Consider the following 15,515-nt stretch of genomic DNA (forward strand, 5'->3'; position numbering starts at 1 on the left):
TCATGAAGCGTTGGCTCACTGGCGTACTGATGTGGTTGCCGCTGACGGCAACAGCGGTGGAAACCGTGCGGCTGGACAACGGCACCGTGGTCCTGGAGGTCACGCCGCAACTGGGTGGCCGCGGTCTGGGATTCTCGCTGCAAGGCCGAGACAATTTGATCAAGGTCGGCGAAGCCGTCACCGCGCAACCGGATCCGGAGGTTTCCGCCACGGCTGGCGACATCGGTTACCTCGGCCATGACGTCTGGCTGGGACCGCAAAGCCAGTGGTGGACACGGCAGCACGCCAACCCCGTACGCCGCGATGCCAAGGCGAACTGGCCGCCGGATCCGTACCTGGCATTCGCCAACATGCGCATCGTCGAGCGCACCAGCAAACGCCTGGTGCTGGAAGGCGTAGCCAGTCCAGTGTCGGGAGTACAACTTCGCAAGACATTCGCGCTGAGCCCGAAACAGCCAAACACGGCGCTATTGCATGTGCAGGCCCGCAACATTCGCGATACGCCGGTCGCCTGGGATCTCTGGTTCAACACCCGCGTATCGCCGACCACCCGGGTTTACGTGCCGGTCGCGGGCAAGCAGGACGTGCGTGTGGAATCATCCGCCGGTGCAGCGCTCGGCGAGTTGCTGCCGCGCATCCGGGATGGTTTGTTCTCGTTCGAACGCCAGCCGCTGCCGGACGGCATGAACGGGCGCCGCGGCAAGGTATTCCTGCAGCCGTCCGCGGGATGGATGGCGGGGTTTGCCGGCGATCAACTTTTCATCATCCGCTTCACGCATCGCGACCGTTCATTGATTCATCCGGAACAGGGACAAGTGGAGCTTTATCTCGACGAGACCTTGGACGCCAGCAAGGGATTATTGGAGATGGAAGTGCACGCGCCTTATCGCACGCTGCAGCCGAACCAGACAATGGAAGCGGAAGAGTCGTGGACGGTACTGGGTTATGACGGCGCGGACACCTATGAAGCGCAGGTCGCGTTCTTGTGTGGGGAGGCGGCCAAGCGGCTGAAAATGCCGGAGCTCTGTCGTGCGGATGAGCGGTCGCGATGACGGGCTTTTCGTAGAGCGGAGCTGCGCCCCGCGATAGTACCGAATCAGTGGCAGTGAGGCCGTCGCAACGGCGAGCAATAGGGAATGGCCGCTTAAAGACGCTTCGTAGAGCGGAGCTTGCTCCGCTGCCTTAGAGCCGGAGCCGATCAAAAGCAGCGGAGCAAGCTCCGCTCCACAAGAGTGCGCATTGAAATTTGATTGTTACTTCGGCTTTACACCACGCCCCGTCGCGGTCCAATAGATCCCACCGTATAGATGCGCCAAATACACCGGATCGCCATATAGCTCCGGTGTATGCCCGAGAGCGGTGACGAAAACGCGGCCGCCATCGAAGTGGTGATACCACGCCACCGGGTGGTGTTTGCCCATGCCTTCGGCCTTCTGCCCAGGCCAGATCAAAGTGGGGTCGTATGTGGATTCGTCCACCGTCAACACGACTTCCAGGTCGTGCGAATACGGTTCTCCGTATTCGTACCATTCGTCGGTCCACAACCAGCGGTCCGGCAATGAAAAGGTAGCGGGAAAATTGCGGTCCACCACATTGACCACGCCGGTCTGGATGTAGGGATGAGTGCGAAAAGGGCGGCCGATCAGCTGCTCGAACCAAGGCCACTGACCAGGCGTCGCGATCAACGCCCGGTGCACCGCCATCACCCCGCCGCCCGCACGCACATAGTTCTCCAGCCTTTGCCGTTGCTCGCCTTTCAGTTCCTCTCCCGGCGTGTTGAGGAAGACAACAGCGGCATACGGCGACAGATCCCCGTCGAAGGGACGCGCATCCCAAGCCCAGACCAATTCGAAATTATGCCGGCGCGCCATCTGCTCGAACGAGGGCTTCGCCACTACGGCGTAGTCGTGGTGGTACTTGTTGGGAATGGCGGCGACCAGCACTTTGAATTGCTGTTGCGCATGGACGGGCCCGGCTAGCAACGCGCATGCGAGCGCGAGCAGTAACGCAATCTTGTTCATGGGCCGATCCTAGCGCAACTGTCGCGCAAACCCATGCCGATTTCTATTCCGGTTGGCGCTGCAGCTATGTGGTTTTGTTCTACGTGCAGGGCGGCGCAGAGATGCCGCGACAACCTATCGCGGGACCTGTGCACTCCGCACGCTCGGGCGCGTGGCTTGGCACAAACCCCATGCGATCAGCACCAGGCCTACGGCGAGCAGGAGATTCAGCAGGATGCCGACAATTCCCATCAAGGCGAAGTAGCGTTGCATATCCGTAGCCGCACCGTTGCTGGAGTACATCCAGGCTTGCAGCACACTCATCCCGAAACCACAGAGCAACGCCAACAGCATCAATCCAGCCCCAACGAGACCCTTGGTGCGGGCGGGCCCGGGCAGTGCCGACGTCCACAGCATCACCAGCGCCACCACCGCCGCAATCAATTCCGGCAGCTGATAACCGGCCATCGTCAGTACCTGCATCCCCATTCCATCCATGCCCGGATCTCCGTTAGTCGGCGGTTACCAGCACTGCATTTTGTTCGCGCAGGCCGGCGTACACCGCGTCCGTATCCGGACGCACGTGGTGCCAGACCTCAAAGCTTTCCGCAGCCTGTTCGACCAGCATGCCCAGGCCATCCACCACGGACCGGCAACCCGCCGCCCTGGCCCAGGACAGGAACGGAATCGCGGCTTCGCCATAGCTCAGGTCCACCGCGAGCGTGCGGCTATTGGTCAGCGTGAAAGATAGGTGCAGATCGTCTCCGCCCACTCTGCCAGCGGAGGTGGCGTTGATGATCAGTTCGAAGTCGCCTTCCTCGCGCAGGCTTTCCCAATAGCGGGAATGCGCGCGCTCCGGCTCGCCCAGCGCATCGGCCAGCGCATCGGCGCGCTCAGGCGTACGGTTGACGATGATCAGTTCTTCCACGCCAGCATCCAGCAATGCGGTCGCCACCCCGCGGGCCGCGCCGCCGGCGCCCAACAGCAGCGTGCGCCGCGCGCGCAGATCCAGGCCCTGGCGGCCCGTCAGGTCGCGGACCAGGCCAACGCCGTCGGTGTTATCGCCATGCCACTGGCCATCGCGACGGGTCAGCGTATTGGCCGCGCCCGCTCGCCGGGCGCGCTCGGTGGTGTGCTGGCACAGCGCAAACGCGGACTCCTTCAGCGGCAGGGTGACGTTGGCGCCGGCGCCGCCCTGGGCCGCGAATGACTCCAGCGCTGCGGCAAAAGCATCCGGTGCCGCGTCGATGGCCACATAGGAAAGATCGATGCCCGCCTGCCGCGCGAACGCCGCATGGATGCGCGGCGACAACGAGTGCGCAACCGGATGACCAAAAACAGCATATCGACGAGTAGACATAGATTGGTATAAACGGGATTGGGAAAAAGGTAACAGGCGCGGGGAACGATGAACGTGAAGCGTAGGTTCGCGGCGGCTATCGCGGTCAGTCTACTCTGCGGCCCGGCCGCGGCGCAGCTGGCCAAAGCGTACTTGGCAGAGTACGGCATCGAAGGCATGGGCGTGGTGTCCACGCGCGGCAACGAAGTCCGCGCCAGCGTCAGTCCCGATGGAGAACGCATCGTCTGGGGCAGTACCGATCGCGACGGCGGCGCCGGTGGCTGGGACCTATGGCAGGCATCGTTGCACGACAAGCGCTGGACCGATCCACGGCCATTGCCGATCAACTCGCCCGCCAACGATTTCGACCCGGCATTCAGCGCTGATGGCCGCTGGCTGTACTTCTTTTCCAATCGTGCTGGCGGCCGCGGCGGCGATGACCTGTACCGGGCCGCGGTGCGCAGCGACGGCAGCCTGGGTGCGCCGGAAAACCTCGGCAGTGGCGTCAACAGTGCCGGCAACGAATGGGCGCCTTTGTCTAGCGTGGATGGTCGTTGGCTGCTGTTCGCCAGCGATGGTTTCGGCGGCGCCGGCAGACATGATCTGTTCGTCGCACGCTGGGACGGCAAGGCCTTCATCGATCCGCAACCGGTACCGGGTATCAACACGGCTGCGGACGAATTCGATGCGGCCTGGCTGGATGGCGGCGACGCGTTGGTGTTTGCGCGCTCGCAGAATGTAGAAACACAACCGATCCGGCTGTACATGGCGCAGTGCGACGGCAAGATCTACTCGGACATCGCGCCATGGACGCTGTCGTTCAATACCGCGGAAGCCGCGACTCTTGGCCCAGTAGTCGACGTCTCCAAACCCAGCGAAATCCTGGTCACCGGCTCCGCACGATCACCCAAGGCGGGCAAGCTGGATATCTACCGCGCGTTGGCGCCGGCCAGCCGTGGCAAGGCGGGCTGCTTGCCGTGATGCTTGCCTCGTCCTGTAGGAGCGGCGTCCCCGCCGCGAGCACTTCGATTGGATTGCCATGAAATCCGGTAAGAGCTCGCGGCGGGACGCCGCTCCTACAAAGGAATTTGGACGTGTCAGGCCTGCTCCGACTTGACAGCGTGCATGCCGCACTCCAATGTTCCCGCCGCCCAGGGGAGTGGGTGTTCCGTCGCATGAAGTGGGCGGCTTTGCGTTCTGGCCCGCCTTTCATCGACACCGCCGAAAGCGCCGCTATCGTTGCCGGTGCAGGGGCGTATGCACATTCCAGTTCGACCACGCCGGCATCCGCTGGCGTGGCCGTCCGATCACGCATGGACCTGGGAAACATTCCATATCGCCAAGGAGAGGATCATCCATGAAATACCCTATTCGTTGCCTGCCGCTCGTGCTGGCTGCCTTCGCCCTGCACGCGAATGCACAATCGTTTTCGCCCGCATGGGACGAGTACCGAAATAAAGACAAGGCCACCGAGGCTCCGGTGCAGAGCGATCAGCCCGCGTCGCCCCAGGCCAGTGTGGCGTCCCAGTCTCAACCCTACGCTGCTCCTTCGCCGTCCCATGCTTATGACGGTGATGATCAGGGCGGCTTCTTCGTCGGCGTGCAGGGCGGGCGCGGCTGGATCTATGACGACATCGAGCAGCGAGCGATAGCGGTGAGCGCCGGTTACCGCTGGCAGACCGGTCCCTGGGCGCAGGTGGGCGTGGAGATCTCCGGCGGCCGGCTCGACGAAACCCGCGAAGATGGCTTTTTGATCCCGGAGGCCACCTTTGGCGCGGTCGGCGCCAACGCGCGCTTCAACTTCGGCGACAGCCGCTGGTTCGCCGTCGCGCGTGGCGGTTACTTCAGTGCCGATCAGGACACTTCCTATGGTGATTTTTCCACCGACGGCGGTTACGCCGGACTGGGCATCGGTGTGGATATCAATCGCCACTTCAACATCACTCTGGCGTACACCGCCTACGTCTATGCCGACGAATACAACTACGACGACTGCGACGATTACGATGATTGCGAGTTCAACCGTGCCGACACGGTGATGCTGGGCGTCGAAGCCCGCTTCTGAGAACAGGTTCTGAGGTTGCAACGAAAACGGGAGCCGAAGGGCTCCCGTTTTTTTTTACCGCGGCCAGAGCTCTTTAGAAACCCCGGGCTGTTGTAGGAGCGGCGTCCCGCCGCGAGCTCTTGGTTTGCGTTGTAGAAAATACCTTCAGAGCAGCAAGAGCTCGCGGCGGGACGCCGCTCCTACAATGTCTTCGGCAACGCCGCTCCTACAAAAGAACGTTGTGGAGGTGAAGCGAGCTCTCAGCCTTCGCGCAGCCAGCGTGCAGCGTCCAGGGCGAAATAAGTCAGCACGCCGTCGGCGCCGGCGCGCTTGAACGCGGTCAGCGCTTCCAAGGTGCAGGCTTTCTCGTCCAGCCAGCCATTGGCGTAGGCGGCCTTGAGCATCGCGTATTCACCGCTTACTTGGTAAGCGAAGGTCGGTACGCCGAATTCATCCTTCACCCGCCGCACCACGTCCAGGTAAGGCATGCCGGGTTTCACCATCACCATGTCGGCGCCTTCATCCAGGTCCAGCGCCACTTCGTGCAGCGCTTCATCGGTGTTGGCCGGATCCATCTGGTAGTTGTATTTGTTGCTCTTGCCCAGATTGCCCGCACTGCCCACGGCATCGCGGAACGGACCGTAGAACGCCGAGGCGTACTTGGCCGAGTACGCCATGATGCGGGTGTGGACAAAGCCTTCTTCTTCCAACGCGGCGCGGATGGCGCCAATGCGGCCGTCCATCATGTCGCTCGGTGCGACGACGTCGGCGCCGGCGCGCGCGTGCGACAGTGCTTGTTTGACCAGCGCTTCCACGGTGATGTCGTTCATCACGTAGCCGCTGTCGTCGATGATGCCGTCCTGACCATGCGTGGTGAACGGATCCAGTGCCACATCGGTGATCACGCCCAACTCGGGGAAGCGCTGCTTAAGCGCACGTACCGCGCGTTGCGCCAGGCCTTCGTCATCCCACGCGGCTTCGGCTTGCAGCGATTTGGCTGCTGGCGCGGTGACCGGAAACAGTGCCAGCGCGGGTACGCGCAACTCGACAGCCTGTTCGGCGACTTTCAGCAGCTCGTCGATCGACACACGGTCCACGCCAGGCATCGACGCGACGGCTTCGCGACCTTCCAATTCGTGCACGAAAACCGGATAGATCAGATCATTCGCGGTCAGCACGTTTTCGCGCATCAACCTGCGTGAGAATTCGTCGCGGCGCATGCGGCGAGGGCGGGTATAGGGGTACGCCATTCGCTGGCTCCTGGAAGGCTGCATTCGTGGGGAATGCGAATGATACGCCTGCGTCGGTTGAGGCCAGCCTTGCAGGAGTCGCGCCGGCGTGCCGGGCGACTCCTGCAAGATCATGCTTCCGGCATCAGATGATGCCGCCGCCCAATACCAGCCGGCCGATGCCCACCACGATGACGATGCCGTTGAGGACCAGGCCAGTCTTGGCGCGGCCGCGGCGCTCGGGCGAGGTAAACAGGATGCCGACGGCGGCGATGATGGCGCCCACCGCGGCGAACGGGATCAGGAACCAATTGCCCCAACCCAACAGGGGAATCAGCGCCAGTACCATCCAGATCATGGCCACGATGCCCCACAACAGACTGATCAGTCCCATCCTTTCCACTCCGTTGTTAGCACGCCGGTGCGTGCTCGTGTCAGCAATATAGGCGCGCCCACCGCAAGATCAAGCCGGCGTGCCGTGCATGCCTTCGATTTCCACCAGCAGTTCCCGCCGGCAGACATCGGCCTGCAGCATCAGATAAGGCACGCCATCGCCCAGCCGCGCGCTGAGTTGCGCGGCGACCGCCGCCGCGTCCTCGGCATCGCGAACGTAAACCTTCAGGCGTGAGCTGCTATCGAAATGTGGCGGCAGCGACGGCGTGCGCCCGCGTGCAATGGCCAGTAGGCTGTCCAGATTGGCGAGCGTTTCGTCCAACTGCTCTCTCAGGGAGTCGGCGTGCTGCGAAGCGTGGCCCACGATGCTGGCGGTACCGGACAGCAGCAGTGGCACCTGCGCGGAGGCGGGTGGCAGCAGCGCGCGGGCGAAACTGGGCGACTGCGGGCCGTACTCGCGTGGATACCGATAGGCGCTGATCTGCCGGGGATTTTCCAGGGGCGTACCGGGTGAGCGCGATGCCAGCCAGTACACCTGCACCACGCGCCTGCCATCGCGACAACCGATGGCCGTCGCCGCCGGCAAGCGAGCGGTATCGATGCATCCCAACCCACGTACGCGGCCGACGCAGAATTGCCGGTAGCGTTCCGCGTCGCCTTCGCCCTCGGTGATGGCGTCCAGATAGTTCCAGATGCGCAGCACGTACGGATAACCGCTGCTGCGCCAGAACGCGCTGAGTTGTGCGTAGGCGTGCTCGCTGGCGGACAGGATGTCGCCCGCCCGTTCCTGCACTTCCAGCGCGCCAAATTGCAGCTCACCATCGCTGCTGTGCGCAATGGATCCGTCCACGCCATGGGTCACCGGACCCGAAGCGCGCCAGACCTCGAACGGAGCCACACCCTGCAAGGCAGGCAAGGGAACGCGCAGATAGCGCGCGTCGCCGACCGTTGCGGGCGCCGGCGCCATCTCGCCGAATCCGAATACCGCCAGTGTTTCGGGCAGACCCAGCAGTGGTCCCGGCGTGGCGGCATGGACATAGTCGACCGCCAGCCGCAACGGGGCGCGCTGCAAGTCGGGAAGAACGCTCATCGTGCGGAATGCGGGTACATGGAAGACCGCAAATGATAACTCGCCGGGGTTCCTCTGCCCCGGCGAGCGCCAATCAACTCTCCGGCGCCTGCCGTGGTGAGCGTGGTTGTGCATCCCGAGGGTGGCGGTGCCTTCCTTCTCCCTCTGGAAGAAGGTGGCGCGTAGCGACGGGTGAGGGCGTGAGGCATCCGCTTGTAACGGACTTGCTAGCGATGCACTGCCATTCCCTCACCCGCCTTTCGGGCACCTTCTCCCAAGGGGAGAAGGAAAAAGCTTCGCCTGATGCGGCCTTCCCTCCAGATAGGTCATTATTCAGCCGAATCGGCGGATCATCCGGTCGAATCCATTGGGAGAATCGCCATGTCGTTCCGACTCGCTCCTCTGCTGGCGCTGTCCCTGCTGCTGGGCGGCTGCGCCAACACATCCAAGGTCATGCTGGGCCAGGCGCGCCCGCCAGTCGACCCGACCCAGGTCCAGGTGTACCGCACGCCGCCGGTCGGATCGGTCGAAATAGCGCAGCTGGAATCGACCAGCGCGGTCGGCTTCGGCACCCAGGGACAAACCGATGCCGCGATCGCCCGCCTGAAACGCGAAGCCGCCGCGCTGGGTGCCAACGGCGTCGTGCTGATGGGCGTGGGTTCCAGCGGTTCACCGGTCGGCATGTCGGTGGGGGCTGGCAGTTATGGTCGCCACAGCGCCGGCGGTGTCGGCATCGGCATTCCCACCACCCAGCGCAGCGCAGCGGGCGTGGCGATCTATGTTCCTCCGGGCGCGACGGTCGATCCGGCATCGGTGGTGGAGCCGAATCCGACGCCGGTCAAGCCGGAATAGGCGACATTACGTGTAGGAGCGCCGTCCCGGCGCGAGCTCTTCCTGTAAGGTCGCGAGATAAAGCGAAAGGCTCGCGGCGGGACGCCACTCCTACATCATTCTTTGAAGGTTGCGGTGATTCAGCGCTTGGTGCGCTTCTGCTGCGCGGGGATGAACTGTTCCTTCACCGCCTTGGCCAGCTGATCAGGCGGAAGTAGCCCCTGGTCCAGCAGGAAGTTGTTGAACGCCAGCCGGTCGAACTTGTCGCCCAGTGCCAACTCGGTCTGCACACGCAACTCCATGATGCGGCTATAGCCGTAGAAATAGCTGCCGGCCTGGCCCGGTGCATTGAACGTATAACGGTCCAGTTCCTGTCGCGCCATCGGCTTGGATAACACGACCTCGTTCTCCAGTACCTGCCCAGCGCGTGCGCGGTCGATCAGTCCCAGGTTGAGCATCGGATCGAGCATGGCGCGCGCCGCGCGCATCAGGCGGAACTGCAATGCGATCAACTGACCTTCCAGCGGTTCGTACGGCACCATTTCCGCCTCCGCGTACAACGCCCAGCCTTCCACATTGACCGAGTTGAAAGCGAACATCGTGCGCGCCAGCGATATCCCGCGCTCCACCATCGCGGTGAACTGCAGTTCGTGGCCGGGGCGGCCTTCGTGCGCGGTCAGTGTCCAGGTCACCGCGTCGAAGTTGAAGTCGTCGTACTGTTCGTCCTTGTTCCCTTTGCCCGGGTTGCCCAGCGGCAACACGAAGGTGCCCTGCTGGCCGGTATTGCCTATAAGCGGTGCGGGCAGGAAATGCGGTGCGGGCTGCGCGGCGCTTTCGGCTTCCGAACCCAGGCGCATCTGCATGGGGCGCCGCGGCACATCGACGATTCCGTTCTTCTCGATGATCGGGTCGATGGCATCGATCACTGCCCGGTAGCGCGTCTCCAGCTGATCATTGGCAATCCGGCCGGTCTTCAGCGCGCGGATCACATCGCGGTAGTCGGTAGCGTCGATACCCTTCGCTTTGGCGACCAGCGGCGCGATCTGCTGCATCATCGCGCGAGTTTCGATGAACTCCAGTTGCGCGCGTTGCATCAGTATGGCGGGATCGATATCGATGCCGTACTGCTTCAGTTGATAGGCATACAGTTCCGGCGGCAAGCGGGTATCGGTGCGCGCCTTCGGCAGCACCGTGCTGCGCACCCAGGTGGTGTATTCCTTGAACTGGCTGTCCATGGCCGCGAGCGCTTCCCCGGCGCCCGCCACTTTGTATTCGGCGAACAGCTTGCGTACGCCGGCCGCGTAAGTGTCCACGTTGTCCAGGGCGCGTTCGACTTCCAGCTTGGTTGGCGGCAGCAGCGCCGTATTGGACAGCTTTTCCTCGTAGCGTTCGCGCGCCAACCGGGTGAACGGCGAAGTGCCGGCGGTCAGACCGACATAGCGCTTCAGTCGATCCAGCGCCTTGGCCTGGCGCTCCGGTGGAGTCTGCTTGGACAACAATCCATTGATGCCGGTGAACACCTGTTGCGGCGCATCGGTCCACGGCAACATCAGCCGTTCGTTCAGCTCGCTACCTTCGATGCTCTCGGCGGCAGCCGCGACCATGATCTCCAGATCCTGGCGGACGTTGGCGTCGCGTTCGGTGGCAAGCCTGGCCTGCAGTGTGGCACTGGCTTTCGCAACGGCTTCGCGGAAGCGCCGGCTGTTGTCCGGGCCCAGGTCGGTGACTTGGTCGTCGTAACCAGGAACGCCGAAGAAACTAAGCGTTTCGGGTTGGAATGGCGCTTGCGCGTTCAACAGGATATGCGCGTACTCGTTGCTCTTGGTGACCCAGGCAGGCGAAGGCGCGGGTGTTTGCGCCGGTGTTCCGGCAGCGGCAGTCTGCGCAAGGGCGGGGACCGGCGCGGCCAGCGCCAGCACGATCGCAAGGACGAGAGGTTTCATCAGCATTCTCCAGGTTGAAGGACGGAAACTACGCCAGACAGTGATACCTCGAACCTGTCTCAAGTCATGGAACAGCTATCCCGAAGTTGCGTTTTCGGTTGCCAGCCGCCAGCCACGTCACCTCAGGTGCGGCGAGTCCCCGTCCAAGCTCGTTAAAAGCTCACGCTCCGCGTAGAGCCGAGCTTGTGCTTGCATCCCCTTGGGGGCTCGGCTGCTATTCCGTCACGATCCAAAATGGTGGAGGCGCGTCCGATGAGAATGGTCTAGATATCTCTGGAACGCGCTTATCTAGAGCTGGCTTATCTAGAGCTCGCTTTGACCTTCCAACTGATCGCTACCATCCAGCAAATCGACACGCTGATGGTTGCCTTCGATCTGGACCACCAGCGTTTTGTATTCCCAGAGTCCGGCGGATTGGGTAGCGTCCACGTAGATCTTGGCGCTGCCTTTCGGGCCTTTCAGTGGGATCACGAAACTGGCTTCACCGGTGGCTCCCTGGGTGCTGATATTGCCCTGTACGAAATAGCCGGATTCAATCGGCTCGCCGAGCGCCTGGACCGTCTGCGGATTCGACGTCGCGCGCGCCAGCGCTTCCTGATAAGGCTCGGACGACTTCATCATCCCGAACACGAAAGCGAAGATCGCAGCGAAAAACGCGGCAAACAGCGCCAGCATCACCACCGCCAGCACAGGCACGAACCACTTCCAGTTGCGGCTCCACCAGTTCGGTTGCGGTACCGTCGATGCGTTCATGCGATCTCCTGGGTGCTCAGCGTTTGAGGCAGCGGTTGAAGAAGTCTTCGCTCAACCGGTAGCGGTGCAGCAGGTCGTTGCCGCGCAGGCCGTGCTTGGCGCCGGGATAGGTCATCAGTTCGAACGGCGTGGCGCGCTTCTGAAGTTCGCTCATCAGCTTGGTCGAATTGCTGAAGAGTACGTTGTCGTCGGCCATGCCGTGGATCAGCAGCAGCTTGGATGTCAGCCCGTCCAGATGCGTGAAGACGCTGCCTTGCCGATAGCCGTTCGGATTGACGAGAGGCAGATTCATATAGCGCTCGGTGTAATGGGTGTCGTACAGCGCCCAGTCGGTCACCGGCGCGCCAGCGATGCCGCATGCGTAGGCTTCGCTATGACGGGCCAGCATCAGCAGCGTCATATAGCCGCCATTGGACCAGCCATAGATGCCGATACGCTGCGGATCCACGAACGATTGCGCCTTCAGCCATTCCACGCCACGCAGTTGATCGGCGACTTCCACCGTGCCTTGCTTTCCGTACAGCGCTCCACCGAAGGCCGCACCTCGGCGTGGTGTGCCGCGGTTGTCCAGCGAGAACACCAGGTAACCCTGCTGCGCCAGGTACTGGTTGAAGAAGCCATCGCTGCGGCCCGGCCACGCGCGCGTCACCGTCTGCGCTGCCGGGCCGCCATAGACGTAGACCACCACCGGATATTTTTTTGCAGGGTCGAATCCTGCTGGCTTGATCAGGCTGTAATGCAGCGATGTCTTGCCGTCGGCGGCTGTCAGCGTGCCGAACTCGACGGGACGCTGGGCCTCCCGGTATTTCGCATAGGGATGCGCCGGATCCGTTACGTCATTGGTCAGCAGGGTGGCGATCTTGCTGCCGTCGGACTTGAACAATTCGATCTGCGGTACGGTCTCGTTGTTCGACCAGCTATCGACATAAACGCTGGCGTTCTTCGCGAAAGCAACCCCGTGCATGCCGGGCGCCGTCGACAACTGGCGGATATCGCCACCCTGCAACGGAACAGTGTAAATATGGCTTTCCAGTGCCGAATCGCGGGAACCGCTGAAATAGACCGCGCCATTGGCTTCATCGACCGCCAGCAGCGCATCGACCACCCATTCTCCCTGGGTCAAGGGGGCCAACGATGCACCATCTTCCGAGGCGAGATAAAGATGCGCGTAGCCACTGCGCTCGGAGCCCCAGATGAAGCGTCCGTCCTTCAGGAAGCGCAGGTTGTTGTGCAGCGGTACCCATGTGCTGGAGGTTTCCGTCACCAGCGTGCGCTGCTTGCCGGTAGCCAATACTGTTTCGATCAGATCCAGCTTTTTCTGGTCGCGAGATTGGCGCTGGAAGGTCAGTCGCTGCGGGTCGCGCCAATCCACGCGGGCCAGGTAGATGTCCGGGTTCTTGCCAAGGTCAATCCAGCGCGGTTCCGCCTCGGCTTTTGGTGCGACGACGCCCAGGCGGATGCCGACGTTGCGGTCGCCGGCGGCCGGATAACGTTGTTCGATGACGTCGGTGCGGTCCGGATACACCTCGTAGCGCTTCTGCACCGGTACCGGCGATTCGTCGATGCGAGCAAAGGCGATCGCTGAATCATCAGGCGCCCACCAGTAACCGGTATGGCGGTCCATTTCCTCGTCGGCGACGAACTCGGCAATCCCATTGCCGATGGTGTCCGATCCGTCGGACGTCAACTGTAGCTCGCGGCCATCCGCCAGCGCGATCACCCACAGATTGCGATCGCGGACAAAACTGACGTAACCACCTTTCGGCGAAATCTTCGGATCGGTGGCAAAGCCACCGCCGGCGGTCAGCTTGCGCACGACGGACTTGTCGCTATTGGCCAGGTCGTACAGGTACAACTCGCCGCCTAATGGGAACAGCAGCGCCTTGCCATCCGGAGACCATTGGTAATCGACGATGCCGGACAATGCCGCAATGCGCTGGCGTTCGCGACGTGCCTTTTCCTCATCGCTCAAGGTTTCCCGACCCGGCAACACTACGGTCGAATCGACCAGCAGGCGCGTTTGCCCGCTCGCCACGTCGTATTCCCACAGATCCAGTTGGTTGCGATTGCTGTCCTTGCCGCGCAGGAAGGTCACGCGCGATCCATCCGGAGCTATCTGCGGCTTGGTCAGCGTGGGACCGGACAGCGGCGCATTGCCGGTAATGGCTTCCAACGTCAGCCCGCTTTTTACTGGCGGCGCGGCGTAAGCGGCGGTGGCGGAAGACGTCAGCATCATCAGGGCAAGCAACGCAGGGCGCATAGAAAATCTCGGTTCGGTATCACGGCATCATTCCGGCGAGTGCCAGGACAGCTTGTGGCGGCATAGTCTGTCACGGGCGTGTCCGGCGCGTCCGGTAATGGTTACTTCGGCGCCAGACCGTGACCGAACAGATGCTTGCGTTCCTCATCGCTCAGCGGTTTTCCCGCCTCGGGGTTCACCTGCGCCTTCAGCGCATAGGCGCGCTGGGTGGCGGAGCGCACCGCGATGCTCCCGTGCCAGCGGGCCAGATGCGGAAATGCGCCGAAATCCGGCGGCAGCTTGTCGTACGCCGCTATCCACGGGTAGATCGCCATGTCGGCGATGCTGTAGTCATCACCCGCCACGAACGCATGCTCGGCCAGCCGCTTGTCCAATACGCTGTGCAGACGGGTCACTTCGCGCCCGTAGCGGTCGATCGCGTAAGGAATGGGTTCGGGCGCATACACGTTGAAGTGACCGGATTGCCCCGTCATCGGGCCCAATCCCCCCATCTGCCAGAACAGCCACTCCATCGTGGCCACGCGGCCGCGTAGATCCGCAGGCAGGAACTTGCCGGTTTTTTCCGCCAGATACATCAGGATGGCGCCGGACTCGAATACGCTGACCGGCGCACCGCCGTCGGCAGGTGCGTGATCGACGATGGCCGGCATCTTGTTGTTGGGCGAAATCGCCAGGTATTCCGGCTTGAACTGGTCGCCCGCACCGATATTGATCGGGTTGATGTTGTATGGAAGGCCGGCCTCTTCCAAGAACAAGCTGATTTTGTGGCCATTAGGCGTCGGCCAGTAGTAAAAGTCGATCATGGTCGTTGGCTTCGACATTGGGGGAAGGCCGAGTTTAGCGCCGGCGGCCGGGTTGGCAGCGTCACAGAGTGCCGGTAACCTGCCGCATCCCCGCAACGCAGCATCCCAACATGTCCCAGCCGTCCACCGCACGCCTTGGCAGTTTGCCGAATCTGATTTTCGCTTCCCGCTGGCTGCAGCTGCCGCTCTACCTGGGACTGATCGTCGCGCAGGGCGTGTATGTCTGGCAGTTCGGCGTGGAGTTGGTGCATCTGGTCAGCGAGGTGTTCCTGCACAGCGGCGAGGCGGAGCAGGCCGCCAAGCTGGCCGATGGAGGCCCAAGCGCCGAAGTGGCGATCATGCTGATCGTGCTGGGCCTGATCGACGTGGTGATGATCTCCAATCTGTTGATGATGGTGATCGTGGGCGGCTACGAAACCTTCGTGTCGCGCCTGCGCCTGCAAGGGCATCCTGATCAGCCGGAGTGGCTGAGCCACGTCAACGCCAGCATGCTGAAGGTGAAGCTGGCCATGGCGATCATCGGCATCTCCTCCATCCACCTGTTGAAGACCTTCATCGAAGTCGGCGACCTGGGGATGCCAGGCAGCAAGTTCACCGAAGCCGGCGTGATGTGGCAGACCATCATCCATTGCGTCTTCATTCTGTCGGCGGTCGGCATCGCCTACACGGATCGTTTGATGCTGCATGTCACGGCCAAGCCGAAGGGCGAGCACGGCGCGCATTGATTCGGTGCCGATGCTTTCGTAGAGCGGGGCAAGCGCCGCTCTACATTGCGGATGAATTTCTTGTGGGAGCGACGTAAGTCGCGACGTTGATGTATCCGGTCGCGACTTACGTCGCTCCCACAAGGA

The 15,515-nt window shown here is 62.5% G+C and carries 15 protein-coding genes; 5 read left to right on the forward strand and 10 right to left on the reverse strand.

Annotated elements, in window-relative coordinates:
• Positions 1 to 2 precede the first annotated feature (2 nt).
• Complete coding sequence (locus AADW18_RS13250) at positions 3 to 1,052, forward strand: DUF4380 domain-containing protein (RefSeq protein ID WP_337343865.1); 1,050 nt, start codon at positions 3 to 5, stop codon at positions 1,050 to 1,052.
• 201 nt (positions 1,053 to 1,253) lie between these two features.
• Here AADW18_RS13250 and AADW18_RS13255 read toward each other — a convergent pair whose 3' ends face one another.
• The 3 genes from AADW18_RS13255 to aroE form a co-directional block, all read right to left on the reverse strand.
• Positions 1,254 to 2,021, reverse strand: coding sequence for a ThuA domain-containing protein (locus AADW18_RS13255; protein ID WP_337343866.1), 768 nt, complete (start codon positions 2,019 to 2,021; stop codon positions 1,254 to 1,256).
• A gap of 114 nt (positions 2,022 to 2,135) precedes the next feature.
• On the reverse strand, positions 2,136 to 2,498 hold the full coding sequence (locus AADW18_RS13260) for a hypothetical protein (protein ID WP_337343867.1): 363 nt from the start codon (positions 2,496 to 2,498) through the stop codon (positions 2,136 to 2,138).
• A 13-nt stretch (positions 2,499 to 2,511) separates the two neighbouring features.
• Positions 2,512 to 3,360, reverse strand: coding sequence for a shikimate dehydrogenase (aroE, locus tag AADW18_RS13265; protein ID WP_337343868.1), 849 nt, complete (start codon positions 3,358 to 3,360; stop codon positions 2,512 to 2,514).
• Between the two features lie 54 nt (positions 3,361 to 3,414).
• Here aroE and AADW18_RS13270 point away from each other — a divergent pair, with 54 nt between their 5' ends.
• Complete coding sequence (locus AADW18_RS13270) at positions 3,415 to 4,320, forward strand: TolB-like protein (protein WP_337343869.1); 906 nt, start codon at positions 3,415 to 3,417, stop codon at positions 4,318 to 4,320.
• Positions 4,321 to 4,696: 376 nt separating this feature from the next.
• A complete protein-coding gene (locus tag AADW18_RS13275) occupies positions 4,697 to 5,404 on the forward strand; it encodes an outer membrane beta-barrel protein (protein ID WP_337343870.1) in 708 nt (235 codons plus the stop codon).
• A gap of 239 nt (positions 5,405 to 5,643) precedes the next feature.
• Here AADW18_RS13275 and hemB read toward each other — a convergent pair whose 3' ends face one another.
• The 3 genes from hemB to AADW18_RS13290 form a co-directional block, all read right to left on the reverse strand.
• Entirely contained in the window at positions 5,644 to 6,633 is a 990-nt protein-coding gene (hemB, locus tag AADW18_RS13280; RefSeq protein ID WP_337343871.1) for a porphobilinogen synthase, read from the reverse strand.
• Between the two features lie 124 nt (positions 6,634 to 6,757).
• The gene (locus AADW18_RS13285) at positions 6,758 to 7,006 is read right to left on the reverse strand and encodes a hypothetical protein (protein WP_337343872.1); all 249 of its coding nucleotides are present in this window, start codon (positions 7,004 to 7,006) and stop codon (positions 6,758 to 6,760) included.
• A 69-nt stretch (positions 7,007 to 7,075) separates the two neighbouring features.
• Positions 7,076 to 8,095 carry a pteridine-dependent deoxygenase gene (locus tag AADW18_RS13290; RefSeq protein ID WP_337343873.1) on the reverse strand — a complete coding sequence of 340 codons (1,020 nt, stop codon included), beginning with the start codon at positions 8,093 to 8,095 and terminating at the stop codon, positions 7,076 to 7,078.
• A gap of 360 nt (positions 8,096 to 8,455) precedes the next feature.
• Here AADW18_RS13290 and AADW18_RS13295 point away from each other — a divergent pair, with 360 nt between their 5' ends.
• Positions 8,456 to 8,926, forward strand: a complete 471-nt coding sequence (locus AADW18_RS13295) for a hypothetical protein (RefSeq protein WP_337343874.1) — start codon at positions 8,456 to 8,458, stop codon at positions 8,924 to 8,926.
• A gap of 119 nt (positions 8,927 to 9,045) precedes the next feature.
• On the opposite strand, the gene AADW18_RS13300 is transcribed toward AADW18_RS13295, so the two are convergent.
• The 4 genes from AADW18_RS13300 to AADW18_RS13315 all read right to left on the reverse strand — a co-directional run bounded on the left by AADW18_RS13300 (position 9,046) and on the right by AADW18_RS13315 (position 14,664).
• The gene (locus AADW18_RS13300; RefSeq protein ID WP_337343875.1) at positions 9,046 to 10,848 is read right to left on the reverse strand and encodes a DUF885 domain-containing protein; all 1,803 of its coding nucleotides are present in this window, start codon (positions 10,846 to 10,848) and stop codon (positions 9,046 to 9,048) included.
• 303 nt (positions 10,849 to 11,151) lie between these two features.
• Complete coding sequence (locus AADW18_RS13305; protein ID WP_337343876.1) at positions 11,152 to 11,601, reverse strand: cytochrome c oxidase assembly factor Coa1 family protein; 450 nt, start codon at positions 11,599 to 11,601, stop codon at positions 11,152 to 11,154.
• Positions 11,602 to 11,617: 16 nt separating this feature from the next.
• Positions 11,618 to 13,861, reverse strand: coding sequence for a S9 family peptidase (locus AADW18_RS13310; protein WP_337343877.1), 2,244 nt, complete (start codon positions 13,859 to 13,861; stop codon positions 11,618 to 11,620).
• Positions 13,862 to 13,962: 101 nt separating this feature from the next.
• Positions 13,963 to 14,664 (reverse strand): glutathione binding-like protein, encoded by a 702-nt coding sequence (locus tag AADW18_RS13315; protein WP_337343878.1) that lies wholly within the window; start codon positions 14,662 to 14,664, stop codon positions 13,963 to 13,965.
• A 110-nt stretch (positions 14,665 to 14,774) separates the two neighbouring features.
• Here AADW18_RS13315 and AADW18_RS13320 point away from each other — a divergent pair, with 110 nt between their 5' ends.
• On the forward strand, positions 14,775 to 15,389 hold the full coding sequence (locus tag AADW18_RS13320) for a TIGR00645 family protein (protein WP_337343879.1): 615 nt from the start codon (positions 14,775 to 14,777) through the stop codon (positions 15,387 to 15,389).
• The last annotated feature ends 126 nt before the right edge of the window (positions 15,390 to 15,515 follow it).

The organism is Pseudoxanthomonas sp. CCNWLY206-1 (assembly GCF_039710385.1).
Classification (GTDB): Bacteria; Pseudomonadota; Gammaproteobacteria; order Xanthomonadales; family Xanthomonadaceae; genus Pseudoxanthomonas_A.